This is a genomic window from Chryseobacterium soldanellicola, assembly GCF_900100115.1.
GTDB lineage: Bacteria > Bacteroidota > Bacteroidia > Flavobacteriales > Weeksellaceae > Chryseobacterium > Chryseobacterium soldanellicola.
The window spans coordinates 185,809-200,980 of sequence record NZ_FNKL01000002.1 but is presented as its reverse complement, the minus strand read 5'-3'; the positions used below and the strand labels follow the sequence as shown (position 1 = coordinate 200,980).

19 protein-coding genes are annotated in these 15,172 nt (G+C 34.9%); 15 read left to right on the top strand and 4 right to left on the bottom strand.

Translation table 11 applies throughout. The features are described 5' to 3' along the window. The first annotated feature begins 2 nt into the window (after positions 1 to 2). Genes rpsM through rplQ form a run of 5 tightly spaced genes read left to right on the top strand, consistent with a single transcriptional unit; the run spans position 3 to position 2,970 of the window. Positions 3 to 380, top strand: a complete 378-nt coding sequence (gene rpsM, locus BLT04_RS05665; RefSeq protein ID WP_089754613.1) for a 30S ribosomal protein S13 — start codon at positions 3 to 5, stop codon at positions 378 to 380. Between the two features lie 12 nt (positions 381 to 392). Then, positions 393 to 782, top strand: coding sequence for a 30S ribosomal protein S11 (gene rpsK / locus BLT04_RS05660; RefSeq protein WP_089028777.1), 390 nt, complete (start codon positions 393 to 395; stop codon positions 780 to 782). A gap of 19 nt (positions 783 to 801) precedes the next feature. Next, positions 802 to 1,410 (top strand): 30S ribosomal protein S4, encoded by a 609-nt coding sequence (gene rpsD, locus BLT04_RS05655; protein ID WP_089754611.1) that lies wholly within the window; start codon positions 802 to 804, stop codon positions 1,408 to 1,410. 33 nt (positions 1,411 to 1,443) lie between these two features. Then, on the top strand, positions 1,444 to 2,439 hold the full coding sequence (locus tag BLT04_RS05650) for a DNA-directed RNA polymerase subunit alpha (RefSeq protein WP_089754609.1): 996 nt from the start codon (positions 1,444 to 1,446) through the stop codon (positions 2,437 to 2,439). A 6-nt stretch (positions 2,440 to 2,445) separates the two neighbouring features. Further along, entirely contained in the window at positions 2,446 to 2,970 is a 525-nt protein-coding gene (rplQ, locus tag BLT04_RS05645) for a 50S ribosomal protein L17 (RefSeq protein ID WP_089754607.1), read from the top strand. A gap of 74 nt (positions 2,971 to 3,044) precedes the next feature. On the opposite strand, the gene BLT04_RS05640 is transcribed toward rplQ, so the two are convergent. Then, positions 3,045 to 3,479 (bottom strand): hypothetical protein, encoded by a 435-nt coding sequence (locus BLT04_RS05640; RefSeq protein WP_089754605.1) that lies wholly within the window; start codon positions 3,477 to 3,479, stop codon positions 3,045 to 3,047. A 180-nt stretch (positions 3,480 to 3,659) separates the two neighbouring features. On the opposite strand from BLT04_RS05640, the gene BLT04_RS05635 reads away from it, so the two are divergent. The 5 genes from BLT04_RS05635 (at position 3,660) to BLT04_RS05610 (ending at position 9,220) form a co-directional block, all read left to right on the top strand. After that, on the top strand, positions 3,660 to 4,292 hold the full coding sequence (locus tag BLT04_RS05635) for a response regulator transcription factor (RefSeq protein ID WP_089754604.1): 633 nt from the start codon (positions 3,660 to 3,662) through the stop codon (positions 4,290 to 4,292). 6 nt (positions 4,293 to 4,298) lie between these two features. Beyond that, on the top strand, positions 4,299 to 4,985 hold the full coding sequence (locus tag BLT04_RS05630) for a hypothetical protein (protein WP_089754602.1): 687 nt from the start codon (positions 4,299 to 4,301) through the stop codon (positions 4,983 to 4,985). A 636-nt stretch (positions 4,986 to 5,621) separates the two neighbouring features. Beyond that, complete coding sequence (locus BLT04_RS05620; protein ID WP_089754598.1) at positions 5,622 to 6,413, top strand: sensor histidine kinase; 792 nt, start codon at positions 5,622 to 5,624, stop codon at positions 6,411 to 6,413. Between the two features lie 137 nt (positions 6,414 to 6,550). After that, positions 6,551 to 7,843, top strand: a complete 1,293-nt coding sequence (gene eno, locus BLT04_RS05615) for a phosphopyruvate hydratase (protein ID WP_089754596.1) — start codon at positions 6,551 to 6,553, stop codon at positions 7,841 to 7,843. A gap of 90 nt (positions 7,844 to 7,933) precedes the next feature. Then, positions 7,934 to 9,220 carry a citrate synthase gene (locus tag BLT04_RS05610; RefSeq protein WP_089754594.1) on the top strand — a complete coding sequence of 429 codons (1,287 nt, stop codon included), beginning with the start codon at positions 7,934 to 7,936 and terminating at the stop codon, positions 9,218 to 9,220. Positions 9,221 to 9,411: 191 nt separating this feature from the next. Here the strand turns inward: BLT04_RS05610 and BLT04_RS05605 are convergent, their stop codons facing one another. Further along, positions 9,412 to 9,624, bottom strand: coding sequence for a helix-turn-helix transcriptional regulator (locus BLT04_RS05605; protein ID WP_089754592.1), 213 nt, complete (start codon positions 9,622 to 9,624; stop codon positions 9,412 to 9,414). Between the two features lie 159 nt (positions 9,625 to 9,783). Here BLT04_RS05605 and BLT04_RS05600 point away from each other — a divergent pair, with 159 nt between their 5' ends. After that, positions 9,784 to 10,488, top strand: coding sequence for a hypothetical protein (locus tag BLT04_RS05600; protein ID WP_139166213.1), 705 nt, complete (start codon positions 9,784 to 9,786; stop codon positions 10,486 to 10,488). A gap of 328 nt (positions 10,489 to 10,816) precedes the next feature. On the opposite strand, the gene BLT04_RS05590 is transcribed toward BLT04_RS05600, so the two are convergent. Together BLT04_RS05590 and BLT04_RS05585 are read right to left on the bottom strand one after the other, a co-directional pair. After that, a complete protein-coding gene (locus tag BLT04_RS05590; RefSeq protein ID WP_089754586.1) occupies positions 10,817 to 11,140 on the bottom strand; it encodes a nuclear transport factor 2-like protein in 324 nt (107 codons plus the stop codon). A gap of 24 nt (positions 11,141 to 11,164) precedes the next feature. After that, positions 11,165 to 11,959: an SDR family oxidoreductase gene (locus BLT04_RS05585; protein WP_089754584.1), complete on the bottom strand. Its 795-nt coding sequence runs from the start codon at positions 11,957 to 11,959 to the stop codon at positions 11,165 to 11,167. A gap of 123 nt (positions 11,960 to 12,082) precedes the next feature. Here BLT04_RS05585 and BLT04_RS05580 point away from each other — a divergent pair, with 123 nt between their 5' ends. The 4 genes from BLT04_RS05580 to ctlX all read left to right on the top strand — a co-directional run bounded on the left by BLT04_RS05580 (position 12,083) and on the right by ctlX (position 15,151). Further along, positions 12,083 to 12,454 carry a winged helix-turn-helix transcriptional regulator gene (locus BLT04_RS05580; RefSeq protein ID WP_089754582.1) on the top strand — a complete coding sequence of 124 codons (372 nt, stop codon included), beginning with the start codon at positions 12,083 to 12,085 and terminating at the stop codon, positions 12,452 to 12,454. Positions 12,455 to 12,752: 298 nt separating this feature from the next. Continuing rightward, positions 12,753 to 13,667, top strand: coding sequence for a dimethylarginine dimethylaminohydrolase family protein (locus BLT04_RS05575; RefSeq protein WP_089754580.1), 915 nt, complete (start codon positions 12,753 to 12,755; stop codon positions 13,665 to 13,667). A 108-nt stretch (positions 13,668 to 13,775) separates the two neighbouring features. Then, positions 13,776 to 14,252, top strand: coding sequence for a four helix bundle protein (locus BLT04_RS05570; protein ID WP_089754578.1), 477 nt, complete (start codon positions 13,776 to 13,778; stop codon positions 14,250 to 14,252). Beyond that, positions 14,228 to 15,151 carry a citrulline utilization hydrolase CtlX gene (gene ctlX / locus BLT04_RS05565; RefSeq protein ID WP_089754576.1) on the top strand — a complete coding sequence of 308 codons (924 nt, stop codon included), beginning with the start codon at positions 14,228 to 14,230 and terminating at the stop codon, positions 15,149 to 15,151. Before BLT04_RS05570 ends, ctlX begins: the two co-directional genes overlap by 25 nt. Positions 15,152 to 15,172: the final 21 nt, after the last annotated feature.

The following is a 15,172-nucleotide window of genomic DNA, read 5'->3' as shown; positions in this document are numbered from 1 at the left end:
TTATGGCGAGAATTGCAGGTATTGATTTACCAAAAAACAAAAGAGGCGTTATCGGTTTAACTTATATTTACGGTGTTGGAAGAAGTACTTCTTCTGAAATCCTTAAAGCTGCCGGTATTAGCGAAGATAAGAAAGTCAACGAATGGAATGACGATGAATTGGCTGCAATCAGAAATTATATCTCTGAAAACATTAAAGTTGAAGGAGAATTGAGATCTGAAACGCAATTGAACATCAAGAGATTGATGGACATAGGATGCCAACGAGGAATACGTCACAGACTAGGACTACCTTTAAGAGGCCAGAGAACGAAAAACAACTCTAGAACCCGTAAAGGAAAGAGAAAAACAGTTGCTAACAAGAAAAAAGCAAGTAAATAATCGTTAGGAATTATGGCAAAACAAACAAAAGTAGTTAAAAAGAGAAAAGTAAAAGTTGAGGCTATTGGTGAAGCGCATATTCAGGCTTCTTTCAATAACATCATCATTTCTTTAACAAATAAAAGCGGAGAAGTTATCTCTTGGGCGTCTGCCGGTAAAATGGGTTTCAGAGGTTCTAAAAAGAATACTCCATTCGCTGCTCAGATGGCAGCAGAAAATTGTTCTAATGTAGCTCACGAAGCTGGATTAAGAAGAGTAAAGGTGTTTGTGAAAGGTCCAGGTGCAGGTAGAGAATCTGCTATCAGAACTATCCACAATTCAGGAATTGAAGTTAGCGAAATCATTGATGTGACTCCTATGCCACATAATGGATGTAGACCACCAAAAAGAAGAAGAGTTTAATTTTTAGAATTTATCCATTATGGCAAGATATATTGGTCCTAAAACTAAGATTGCGAGAAAGTTTGGTGCTGCAATCTACGGAGACGACAAAAACTTCGAAAGAAGAAAAAACCAACCACCAGGACAACATGGTCCTAACAAAAGAAGAGGTGCTAAGAAATCAGAATATGCAGTTCAGCTAGCTGAAAAGCAAAAAGCTAAATATACTTACGGTATTTTAGAAAGACAGTTTGCAAACTTATTCGAAAAAGCACACAGAAGTAAAGGTGTAACAGGTGAAGTTCTATTACAGCTTTGTGAATCAAGATTGGACAATGTAGTGTACAGATTAGGGTTTTCTAAAACCAGAGCTGGAGCAAGACAATTGGTTTCTCACAGACACATAACTGTGAATGGTGAGATCCTTAACATTCCTTCTTATTTAGTAAAAGCAGGTGATGTAATCGCTGTGAGAGAAAAATCCAAGTCACTTGAAGTTGTTACTGATGCGTTAGCTTCTAAAGCAAACTATGAGTGGTTACAATTCAACGATGAGAAAAAGCAGGGTACTTTCGTATCTGCTCCTGAGAGAATCCAAATCCCGGAAGACATCAAGGAACAGCTTATCGTCGAACTTTACTCTAAATAATTTTTTAATCAAATTTTTGCTCAACCCAATAATATGGCAATTTTACAATTCATAAAACCCGATAAAGTAATTTTACTTAACTCTGATGAATTTAAAGGTCAATTCGAATTCAGACCTTTAGAACCAGGTTTCGGGCTTACAATCGGTAATGCTTTGAGAAGAGTGTTGCTTTCTTCTCTGGAAGGATACGCTATTTCATCTATCAAAATAGAAGGTGTAGAGCACGAATTTTCAACTATTCCAGGAGTAATCGAAGACGTTACCGAAATTATTCTTAACCTTAAGCAGGTAAGATTAAAGGCTACGGCAGAAAACCAGACGAATGAGCAGGTTGTTGCCAAAGTTTCGGGGCAGACGGTTATTACTGCTGGTGATTTAGGTAAATCAATCAACGGATTCGAGATTTTAAACCCGGATTTGGTGATCTGTAACCTAAACAGTGATGTAACTTTCGAAATTACTTTCAACGTAGAAAAAGGTAGAGGGTATGTGCCTTCTGAACAAAATAAGTCAAACAATGCACCGGTAGGTACTATTGCGATTGACTCTATTTTTACACCTATTAAGAAAGTACAGTATAGCATTGAAAATTATCGTGTAGAGCAAAAGACAGACTACGAAAAACTTGTATTAGATATAGAAACTGATGGCTCCATCAGCCCTCAAAATGCTTTAACAGAAGCTTCTAAGATATTAATTTATCACTTCATGCTGTTCTCTGATGAGAGAATCACGCTTGAAACCGAAGCTGTAAAAGCATCTATCCAATACGATGAAGAGACTCTTCATACAAGACAACTTCTTAAGTCTAAATTAGCAGATATGGATCTTTCAGTAAGAGCCCTTAACTGTCTGAAAGCGGCTGAAGTAGAAACTCTTGGAGAATTGGTTTCTTACAGTAAGTCTGATTTGATGAAATTCAGAAATTTTGGTAAAAAATCTTTGACAGAACTAGAAGAATTGGTGCATTCAAAAGGTCTTAACTTCGGTTTCGACGTTGCAAAATATAAGTTAGACGCTGATAAATAATTAATAATGAGACACGGTAAAAAATTCAATCACTTAGGAAGAACAGCTTCTCATAGAAGTGCTTTACTTTCTAATATGGCTTGTTCTCTAATTGAGCATAAAAGAATCAACACTACTGTAGCTAAAGCGAAAGCTTTAAGAGTATATGTTGAACCTCTATTAACAAAAGCAAAAGAAGATACTACACACAATAGAAGAATTGTTTTTTCATATCTTCAAAGTAAAGAGGCAGTTACTGAGCTTTTCAGAACAGTAGCTCCTAAAATCGCTGAAAGAAACGGTGGTTACACAAGAATCATCAAAACAGGATTCAGACCAGGTGATGCTGCTGATATGGCTCTTATCGAGCTAGTTGATTTCAACGAACTTTACAATCCTAATGCTGAAGAGAAAAAAGCTACGAGAAGAAGCAGAAGAGCTACAACGGCTAAAAAAGAAGCTGTAGTTGCGGAAGCTCCTAAAGTAGAAGAAAAAGTTGAAGAGCCTAAGGCTGAAGCAGCTGATTCTACAGAGGAAAAAACTGAAGAATAATATTCATTCAGATATAAATAAAAACCGTTCAGAAATCTGAACGGTTTTTATTGTGCACAAAAATGATTTGTGAATTATATTTTAGTCTTTACCAGCTGAATAAGATTATTCCCCTGATCCAGAATCAGGCTGTCACCTTTTACCGTTGCTTTTATATCATCTTTTTGATAGGTTGTTTCTCCGGCAGCAGTTTTTATTTTTGGTAGTTTGAAAGTTTTATGGTTGTTGGTAATTGCCAATGTACTTTCTTTAGGGGTTTCTGTAAAAACTACTTTTACCAATGTACCGTCAACGGCTTTATAAATTGACGATCTTGTTTCTGTTTTTTTACCATCAACTTCTGTGACAGAAGAACCTGTTGTTAAAGTATCTGTTTTCCCATTATTGTCAACGATGCTCGTCTCTGAAGTGTCTAATTTTAATGTGCCTTTATTGCCATTTTCATTCTTTCCACAGCTTACAAGTGATAAAGCAGTGAAAGAAACTGCGATTAAAAGTCCGTTTTTCATGTTGTTTATTTTTTTAATATGTTGAAAATTAATTAATATTAATTATAATGGAATTTTCATTAAATTTAATAAAAACAAAAACTAAACCAATACCCTGAACTCAAACCTGAAAATTACACAAACGTGTAATTGACCATCCTTTGTTTTCCAGCGAAATTTGTTTTCAAATAAAATGTAAGCATGAGCATTTCCATAGCCATAGTAGAAGACGAAAAAAACTACAACAATGCGTTGAAGAAGGTCATTAATTATCAAACCGATATGAAAGTGATTGCTCAATTCTTTGATGGAAATGATGCCTTAAAGAATTTAAAGGATATTTCTCCCGATGTTGTCATGATGGATATCCAGTTACCGGATATGCTGGGAATCGAGATCATCGAAAAGCTTAAGAAAGACTTGCCAAAAACTCATTTCATCATGTGTACGAGTTTTGAAGATGATGAAAAGATTTTCAATTCCTTAAAAGCAGGCGCAATGGGCTATCTCATCAAAGGTGAAAGCATGGATAAGATCCTTTCTTCGATTCGCGATGTCTACAACGGTGGGGCTCCCATGAGTTTTTCTATCGCCAGGAAAGTTCTCAGCCATTTTGAAAGGAAAAATGCTGATATAAAAGGATTTGATGAATTAACGGAACGCGAAAAGGAAGTTCTCGAGCTTCTTTCTCAGGGACTTCTCTACAAAGAAATAGCTGACAAAAAGTTCATCAGCATCGACACCGTAAAAAAGCACGTCGGAAACATCTACAGAAAGCTTCACGTAAACAATAAAGTAGAAGCTATTAATAAATTTAACCATTTTAAAAACTAAGAAACCATGAAAAACTCAGAAACAAGTATGAATTGTGCTGAAAAGAAAATCCAGCTGATAAAAGATATTCTGGAGAATGACTGCCATGATTTGAAAAATAATAAGTCAATTGACTTTGATAGCGAAATTTCCAGAGAGGAAATTGAAAGAGAAGTAATGGATATGAGTACTTTCGCATCATTGGCGATGCCATCTTCTTTTTTTATTGAACAAATAGAACCTGCTTTCGCATTAAATATTCTTGCAAATAAGTATATCCATATCTATTTTATTAAAAATCAGGACGGAATAAGCCTTTTGTTCAGGTTCAACAAAGAAGAACAAAACAGCGCAACAGAAATAGTATTTACTGCAAAAGAGAAATTATTAGAGCTTAAAAACGGAAAGCTGTCAGATATTTCTCCTCAGAATGCAAAATCTTTTATAGAAACTTTTAAAGAATTATACGAAAATCAGGGTTTTGGAACAGAAGAGACTGCTTATACACAATACATCACTTTTCATTACAAAAATATTTTAGAGAATTTTTCGGGCTTTGAACCTAATACACAATTGATATGTGCGGCAAAACCAGATCCTATGACTCAAAAATTAAGACTGAATCTTATTCTGCAAATTGACAGGGAATATTGTAATAAGCCAATAACAACGGAAAAAACAGCCTTCTTCAACATAGGTAATATGCAGCCGTGATGTATACCGGGACACAGTTAGCATATTTGCTTGTCTTATTTCTTGTCGCTTCTTTCTCGGTATTTTTATGGATAAAAAACGGGAGAAAACAACAGAAGTTTTTATGTATTTATCTGGGGATCACTTTCTCCCTGGAGTTTTTAATGTATATTTTTCAGATTTACTTTAAAAGCAGTGCAAATTTTGGTTTTTTATACAATATTTATATACTTTTTTGTGCTTTTTTCTTTTTGAAATATTTTAATAAAAACCAGGACAAAAGCCTTATAATACTTAATACGAGCATTTTTTCATGGTTTGTTTTTGTCTACGTTTTTTACATTTTTAAAAACTATCGCGAGGTCAATCAGGTGATAGGGATTTCATTCGCATTGGTTTATATTTTCTACAGCTTGATCTGGTTTTATAGTAAAATAAAAAATCCCAGCCTTGAAAAGATTACTAATGAACCTAAATTCTGGATTGCTTCCGGATTGCTCTTCTGGGGAGTTTTTTTCATACTGAGGATTATACCAAGATATTTGTTTAACAAAATAGATGAAGAAGTGCTCATCATTTCACAGTCATTTTTCTTTATAATTAATATTTTTTTCTATGTGCTTTTTTTAATTTCATTAATTAAATACAGTAAAAATCATGGATCAGGAAAATATGAATGAAATAAAGCTAACCTATATTATCATTACCATTGTGATGATTTTTTTCATTGGATTCATCATTTTTGTAGTTTTGATGTACAACCGCAAACAACTCCTCTACATCAAAGAAAAACAGCTCAAAGAAGCAGAACACCAAAACCAGCTCCTCCAAAAAGAGCTTGAAAAACAAAAATCAATAGAAAAAGAACGCGAACGGATTTCCCACGATATGCACGATGATCTCGGGGCAGGAATTTCTGCATTAAAGCTTCAGGCTGAATTTTTAAAACAAAAAGCCCAAGATGAGAATTTAAAAACAGACATCGATGAAATGCTGAAAACCTCGGAAGAAATGAACCTTTCTATGCGGGAAATGCTTTGGAGCCTCAATTCGGGAAACGATATGCTGGGAAGCTTTATAGATTATGCAATCGTGTATGCTGAGAATTTTTTGAAAAAGACAAAGATCAAACTGTTAACTGTAAGCGAAGATATTATTTCAGAAACACCGATTTCTACCGATTTAAGACGAAATATGTTCCTATGCTTAAAGGAAGCTTTAAATAATGCCTACAAGCACAGCCGCTCAGAAAATGTAAAGCTTTCGTTTTCGCAAAAAGGAAAGGAATTTTTAATGAAAATCTCAGACAACGGAACCGGAATTTCTACTGAAAAGTCCGAAGGAAACGGCCTTAGAAATATGAAAAAAAGGATGCACGAGCAAAATGGAGAATGCAATATCCTATCCTCGGAAAATGGAACTGAAGTCATCTTTAAAGTAAGTGTTTAATACGCTTTACAGCAATAGATGCCTATAGCTTTAATATTAACTAAAATTTAACTTTGAATTCCCCCAAAAGATAAGACCGGTATGGCAAAAAAAGTTAAAAATTGACTAAATTTGTCTAAACTATAAAAAAACGAACAATGAGTTACATTTCTTACATAGAAGCGAGACAAATTTTGGATTCTAGAGGAAATCCTACAGTGGAGGTGGATGTATTTACAGAAAGCGGGGCAATGGGCCGTGCGGCGGTACCTTCGGGAGCATCTACAGGGGAACATGAAGCGGTAGAATTACGAGACGGCGGTTCGGAATACATGGGGAAAGGTGTTCTGAAAGCTGTTGAAAATGTAAGAGAGGTAATTGCGCCTGAATTGGTGGGTCTTCCGGTTTTTGACCAGAATCTTATCGATCAGATCATGATCGATCTTGATGGAAGCAACAATAAAGGAAACTTGGGAGCGAATGCAATTCTTGGGGTTTCTTTAGCTGCTGCAAAAGCTGCTGCAAATGAATTAAAATTACCTTTATATAAATATGTAGGCGGTGTAAATGCCAATACGCTTCCGGTTCCGATGATGAACGTAATCAACGGTGGATCGCATTCTGATGCACCTATCGCGTTCCAGGAATTTATGATAATGCCTGTAAAAGCAGATTCTTTCTCTCACGCTTTGAGAAAAGGAACTGAAATTTTCCATAGCTTAAAATCTATTCTTCATTCAAGAGGTTTGTCTACAGCTGTAGGTGACGAAGGAGGTTTTGCGCCAACTTTCAAAGGAACTGAAGATGCTTTGGATACTTTGCTTCAGGCTATCGAAAAAGCCGGTTACAAGCCTGGTGATGATATCATGTTGGCATTAGACTGCGCGGCTTCAGAATTCTATAAAGACGGAATTTACGATTATAGAAAATTCCAGACTCAGGATGCAGCGCAATTTTCAAGCAGCGAGCAGGTTTCTTATTTGGCTGAATTGGCCAGTAAATACCCGATTATCTCTATCGAAGACGGTATGCAGGAGAATGACTGGGACGGCTGGAAAATGTTAACGGATAAAATCGGTGACAGAGTACAGTTAGTTGGTGACGATTTATTCGTAACAAATGTTGAAAGATTGTCAAGAGGAGTTAAAGAAGGAATCGCCAACTCAATTTTAGTAAAAGTAAACCAGATCGGTTCTCTTTCTGAAACAATGGCAGCGGTACAAATGGCTCAGCATAACAAGTTTACCTCTGTAATGTCTCACAGATCAGGAGAAACAGAAGATTCTACAATCGCTGATTTAGCAGTAGCAATGAATTGCGGACAGATCAAGACAGGTTCAGCTTCAAGATCAGACAGAATGGCAAAATACAACCAATTGTTAAGAATCGAAGAAGCGCTTGGTGAAACTGCAATTTTTCCAGGATTGGAGGCTTTTAAAATCAAAAGATAATTAATCGAATTTATAAATAACGGCAAGCGAAATTTTTAGTTTGCCGTATTTTGTAATAAGTAGTATATTTAAAAAAAAATAAATTAAATAATGTCAGACAACAAAGTAATATTGAATTACGATGGTAATTCATATGAATATCCTATCGTAGATAGTACTATCGGAGACAGAGGAATCGATATTTCAAAATTAAGAGACCAGACAGGTTTAATCACTTTAGATTTAGGCTATAAAAACACCGGAGCTACCCTTAGCGACATCACTTACTTAGACGGAGACAAAGGAGAATTATTCTACAGAGGTTATCCAATCGAGCAGATTGCTGAAAAATCCAACTTCACAGAAGTAATGTACCTTTTACTGCACGGTGACCTACCAACTCAGGATCAATTCAATACCTTTAACGGGAATATTAAAAAATATAACTTCGTAGCAGAAGAGATGAAAAAAATCATCGATGCTTTCCCGCGTTCTGCTCACCCAATGGGAGTTTTATCTACTTTAACTTCTGCTTTAACGGCCTTCAACCCGAAAGCTGTTAACGTAAACTCTAAAGAAGAAATGGATCTTGCTGCAGAATTGCTTATTGCTAAATTTGCTCACCTTGCTGCATGGACTTACAGAAAAACCCTGGGGCTTCCATTGAACCACGGAGATAACAACTTAAGCTATGTAGAAAATTTCTACAAAATGGCTTTCAGATTACCAAATGAAGATTTCCAAATCAATCCTGTGGTAACTGAAGCTTTAGATAAATTATTAATCCTTCACGCTGACCACGAGCAAAACTGTTCTACATCTACCGTAAGAATGGTAGGTTCTGCTCACACAGGTCTTTTTGCATCTGTTTCTGCAGGTATTTCTGCACTTTGGGGCCCGCTTCACGGTGGTGCAAACCAGGCAGTTATCGAAATGCTTGAACTAATTGAAAAAGATGGTGGTGATGTTAACAAGTGGGTTGAAAAAGCTAAGGATAAAAACGACAGCTTCCGTTTGATGGGATTCGGACACAGAGTTTACAAAAACTTCGATCCAAGAGCAAAAATCATCAAAAAAGCAGCAGATGATTTATTGGCAGCATTAGGAATTGAAGACAAAGCTCTTGATATTGCTATGCAGTTAGAAAAAGTAGCGCTGGAAGATGAATATTTCATCGAAAGAAAACTATATCCAAACGTAGACTTCTATTCAGGAATCATTTACAGAGCATTAGGAATTCCTACAGAAATGTTTACTGTAATGTTTGCATTGGGAAGACTACCGGGCTGGATCTCTCAATGGAAAGAAATGAGATTGAAAGGAGACCCAATTGGAAGACCAAGACAGGTTTACCAGGGAGCTCAGCAAAGAGATTATATCGATATGATCAACAGATAATATTTGATACCTATAAAATTAAATCCCAAGCTTTAACTTGGGATTTTTTTTATTCAAGAAGCTTTCAGAAGATTAGCATGTTATCATGTCATTAATTTCATAATGAAGAGATATGTAATAAATTTATTATAGATATGATATATTATCGTTTTTTTTATTTTTAACAAAGATTAATTTGTGCTTGCAATTTATTAAGAGATCTTTTCAAGAATTTCAAGGATTTCAGTAACTGTAAAAGATAATTGACGAAAAACAGTTATTGCTAAAATTAAACTTATTTTTAATTTTCCATTTTCTATTTTGGAAAGCTTACTTTGAGAAATATTTAATTCGTATGCCATATCTTCTTGGGAGATATTATTTTCCACTCTATATTTTTTAATTGAAGAACCGATATTTACCATCGAAATTAGTTTTAGGGCGCTAAAATATAAATTTCATTCAATGTATATATTAATTCTATGTTAAGGATTTATATATTCCAAAACGGAATAGGATATACATTAAAAAAAAATCATTTTTGTGCCAAAGTTTTCATAAGAAAACAGAAATTAATTTATACCATGAAAAAAATTTTTGTAATTTGTCAGTTGATTATCATAACAACTGTAAGTGTTATTTCTTGCCAAAATGAACAAGAAGAAAATGTCGCAGCTTATTCTAACAAAGCTAATCAAAAAGGTATTAGTGTTTCTAAGGTTACTGACATGAATTTTGAAAAAGATAAAATCTTAAAGTATTTATCTCAAGAAAATATAAAAATAAACGTCTCAAATCATCAGTCGGAAACTAGTAAAATTATTGATGATGTAGCTTTTGACTATGATAATATAAGTTTAGTAACTAATGAAAGCACTACAAATAATAAGATTTTGGTTGTAAGGCAAAAGGGTTATGATTTTGACAATAATGAGGTTAATTATGCATTAAGCTTTACAGAAGATGAAAAAGGAGAAATCTATAATGTAATAGTACTTAAAACTACATCTATAAATAAGGATGAGAAACGTTTAGAATACTTTGATACTGATGATCTTCTTTTATTATCTGTTGATGGAGATATTTCTAATGATACAGTAAAAGTTAATTATGTAATTCAGAATGATACATCAAGATTATGTAGTGGACAACAAACAATGAACTGTCTATCAAATGCTTATACAAACCACGGTTGGGCTTCTCTTGGGCTTACAGTTGGATCAATATTTTACCCTGAATTAACAATAATAGTAGCAGGAGGTTGTTTACATTCTTGTCATCATGAATAAAAATAGAATTTATGAAGAATATAATAGTTTATTATCTATGCATATTATTTCCGTTAGTAATCATGTTTTTAGTCGCAAAACGAGGGCATTATAATATATTTGCTTTGTTGGTATTTCTGTACTATTTTTATCGTGGAATTACAGATTTTTACAGACTATATCAAAAAGGTATTGTAGATAAAAAGACTTTTTGGAAATTCTTCATTCCTTTTTGGAGAACACAGTATTTTAAAGAGCTTTATTTTAAATAGTAAAAAACTTTCGATTTTATCGAAAGTTTTTGTTTTAAGATCTTACGAATCTACAAAGTTTCGCTATAAACAGGATATTAGCCAGTAATTTTCAGACTTGAAATCTTATCATTCACAATTTCAAAGTTATACTTTAAAACAATCGGACTGCCATCAAAAGTTCCTGAAGCTTTAGTTGTTAAGACAGTAATTTGATCTTCATTAAAAACGTCGATAGCCTCAAGTTTGGGTTTGTATTCTTCATTGGTTTTTTCGTTCCAGCGCTTTATTTCTTCTTTTCCGTTGTGAGTTTTTCCCTCATCAAACACAATCGCATCATCAGAAAAACATTCAGAATAGGAAATGCTGTCAAAATTTTCCTGAGCTTTCAATAAATTTTTTAAAATAATTGGTAAATCCATTTTTATAAATTTTTTAAGGTTAATTTAAATTGTTGGGATCGTTCCGCCATCAATCACATATTCAGTTCCGGTTAAATAACTTGCTCTCGGAGATACCAAAAATCCCACAAATTCTGCAATATCTTCCGGCTGCGCGGGTCTCCCGATGGGAATTCCGCCTAATGCATCCATCACGCTTTGGGTAGCCTCTTCTGTTGTTGAATTTGAGCTTTCAGCAATTCGTTCCATCATTCTTGTCGCAGAATCTGTCATGATCCAACCTGGAGAAACGGTTAAAACTCGAACTCCTTTTGATGAAACTTCCTTCGATAAACCCTTGCTGTAATTAATCAAACCCGCTTTTGCCGCCGCATACGGCAACGTGGAATCATAAAGCGGCAATCTCCCCTGAATGGATGCGATATGAATAATTACGCCCTGTTTTTGTCCGATCATTTGTGGTAAAAAGCCTCTGTCCAGGCGAACGGGAGCCAACAAATTGGTCTGAATAGATGTTTCCCAATCTTCATCCGTCAAAACAGAAAAACCGCCGCCTTTTGTTTCAGAACCGCCCAGCGTGTTTATTAAAATGTCAAGCTTCCCGAATGTTGACAAAATTTCGTCGACAACTTTTTGTGTACCTTCAGCTTTACTCAGATCTGCAGCGATAAAATGAATTTTTTCATTCATAATTTCCGGTTGGTTTCTTGCCGTCACAATTACCGTTGCACCTGCAGCCAGCAATCTTTCTGCAATGGCTTTTCCTGCACCTTTTGTTCCGCCCGTTACTAAAGCTGTTTTATTGCTTAATTCATTATTAAAATTAAATTGTTCGTTCATACGTTTAAAGTTTAGTACAAATTTCAGGAGTATGATGAGTTTATACAAGTACGGAAATACGATTCATATAGGGAGAATTTTTTCCCCTATTGTCATTTTTAGAACATTGACTAATTTTGTGACATGTATGAAAGAAAAATTCCTCCTAATTTAAATTGTGGACTTGACCTGATCGGTGAAGTGCTTTACGGCAAATGGAAAATCCGTTTGCTGTGGTTTATCAATGAAGGTTTTCTGCGGCCAAGCGAGCTGCAGAAGAAAATTCCGGATGCCTCCCGCAGGGTTTTGAATATCCAGCTGAAAGAACTGGAAGAGCATGAATTGATTTCAAAGAAAATTTATGCCGTCGTTCCTCCAAAAGTTGAATACAGCCTTACCGATTTTGGGAAAACTCTGATTCCTGTAATCTCCGTTTTAGGACAATGGGGAGACGAAAATGAGGAGAAATTGCGAGCTTTAATTCTCAATCGTTTGGATAATATATCTGAAAAATAATTTACTGAAATCTTTGCATGCTTTGCGTTACAAAACATTCTATTTAAAGCGAATGATCAGAAAATTTATGATAGTAAATCTCTAACTGTAAAATTATAATAAATAATAAATTGTATTTAAAAATATCTGGAAACAAGGCTCTTTTGAGATGAAATGCCCTTTTAAATAAAGCGTTCCTGATTAAAAAACTATAATTAAAAGATTTTGCAGAATAAAATTAAATTCTACGCCTAAAAACCATGCAAAAGTTTCCCAAATACAGACCTTTACCTATATTTGTAGCATTGCATAAATCTTTATGAAACTAAATATAAAAAACGAAACGGGAAGGTTAAGATCAGTTGTTCTGGGGCAACCCAATTCTATGGGCCCGGTTCCTACACTGGAAGAAAGCTATGATGCAAAATCATATCACTCGATCCAAAACAACATCTACCCTAAAGAAGAGGATATCATCAACGAAATGAACGCCTTTGAAGCGGTTTTAAAAAAATATGATGTTGAAGTGCTTCGGCCAAGCATTATCAAAGATTATAATCAGGTTTTTGCGAGAGATGTAGCTTTTGTAATTGACGATAAAATGATCATTTCAAACGTGATCACAGACAGAGCAGACGAACAGGAAGCTTACAAAAAAGTTTTTGAAAAAGTAGCCTGGAGAAAAATCATCAATCTTCCGGAAACTGCCCATATAGAAGGCGGTGACGTGATTGTCTGGGATGATTTTCTTTTCATCGGAACATGTTTCAGCGAAGATTACAGAAATTATAAAACAGCAAGAACTAACGAATACGCCATCGAAATTCTTAAAGAATATTTTCCTAAAAAGAGAATTATCGACCTTGAATTAAAGAAAAACGATAAGATCCCGTACGAAGGTATTTTACATCTGGATTGTACTTTCAACCCGATAGGAAAAGAAAAATGCATCATTTACAAGGATGGTTTTGTAGATGAAAGTGATTACCGTCTGATCATCGATATTTTCGGTGAAGAAAACTGTTTCCACGTAACGGCAGAAGAAATGTTCGATATGTGCCCAAATATTTTCTCGATTTCTCCCGAAATTGTAGTGTCAGATAAAGCTTTCACAAGAATGAATAATCACCTGAGGAACGAATGGGGAATGACGGTTGAGGAAATTCCTTATAGAGAAATTTCTAAGATGGGAGGTCTTCTGCGTTGTTCGACGATGCCGCTTGTTCGGGAGTAAAAGTGTCGGAGAGTTTTAGGGTTTGATAGTCAGAGAGTCTTAGGGTTTGAGAGACTAAGAGTTAGAAAAGTGTTTGTTTTTTTTCTTATTTTAGTTAAAAATACAAATATGTCAACAATTAGATTTCATCAGGATTTAAAAGTTTTTCAAAAGTCTTTTGAAACAGCAATGACAATTTATGAGCTCTTAAAATCTTTTCCGAAAGAAGAGCTTTATTCTCTCACAGATCAAATCAGAAGATCATCGCGATCAGTTTCTGCAAATATTAGCGAAGCTTGGGGAAAAAGAAAATATGAAAAATCTTTTGTTGCCAAACTCACAGATTCAGAAGGTGAAGCAAGAGAAACTCAAACCTGGCTTCAATTTTCATTAGCTTGCAACTATATCAGTCAGGAACAGTTTAATAATTTAAGCAATCAGTATAATCAAATAATCGGGATGTTGGTCAATATGATGAGTCAATCACAAAGTTGGTGTACATTTACAATAAAAGAAGAAACATATTTTACACTAAAACACTCAGACTCTCAAACCCACTTACCCTCAAACTCAAAGAAAACATGCAAACAACAGATACAGTTTTAATGATAGAGCCGACTGCATTCGGTTACAATGCGCAGACAGCGGAGAATAATTATTTTCAGGTTGAGCAGAAAAATTCTGATGTTCAGTCTAAAGCTTTGGCGGAGTTCAATATTTTTGTTGAAAAATTAAGAAGCAAAGGAATTAATGTAATTACTGTAAAAGATACCTTAGACCCGCACACACCGGATTCTATTTTTCCGAATAACTGGGTAAGCTTCCATAATGACGGAAAGGTGGTTTTATATCCGATGTTCGCTCCGAACAGAAGAGTAGAAAGGAGGGACGATATTATTGAAAATATTAAAAACCAGGGATTTGAGGTAACAGAAATCGATGATTGGTCGCTGCCTGAAATTCAGGGACATTTTTTGGAAGGAACAGGAAGCATGATTTTCGATCATGATAATAAAATAGCTTACGGCTCGGTTTCTTTGCGATTGGATGAAGCGTTATTCAGAGAATTTTGTAAGAAATATGGTTTTACGCCTGTTGTTTTTCATTCGTTTCAAACGGTTGGTTCAGAACGACTTCCGATTTATCATACCAACGTTATGATGTGTGTTGCCGATAAATTTGTGGTCATTTGTCTTGACTGCATCGATAATGATCTGGAAAGAAGCAAAGTTGTTGAAACCATTAAAAATTCAGGAAAAGAAATCATCGAAATTTCTGAAGAGCAAATGCAGCAGTTTGCAGGAAATATGCTTCAGGTACAAAATAAAGAAGGTGAAAAATTTTTAGTAATGAGTGAAACGGCTTATAAATCTTTAAACGAAAATCAAATTTCAGCGATTGAAAAATACTGCGAGATCATTTATTCGGATTTAAATACAATTGAAGTAAACGGAGGCGGAAGCGCACGTTGTATGCTGGCGGAGGTTTTCCTGCCGAAAAAATGATATATTTGCGAAAAATATTTA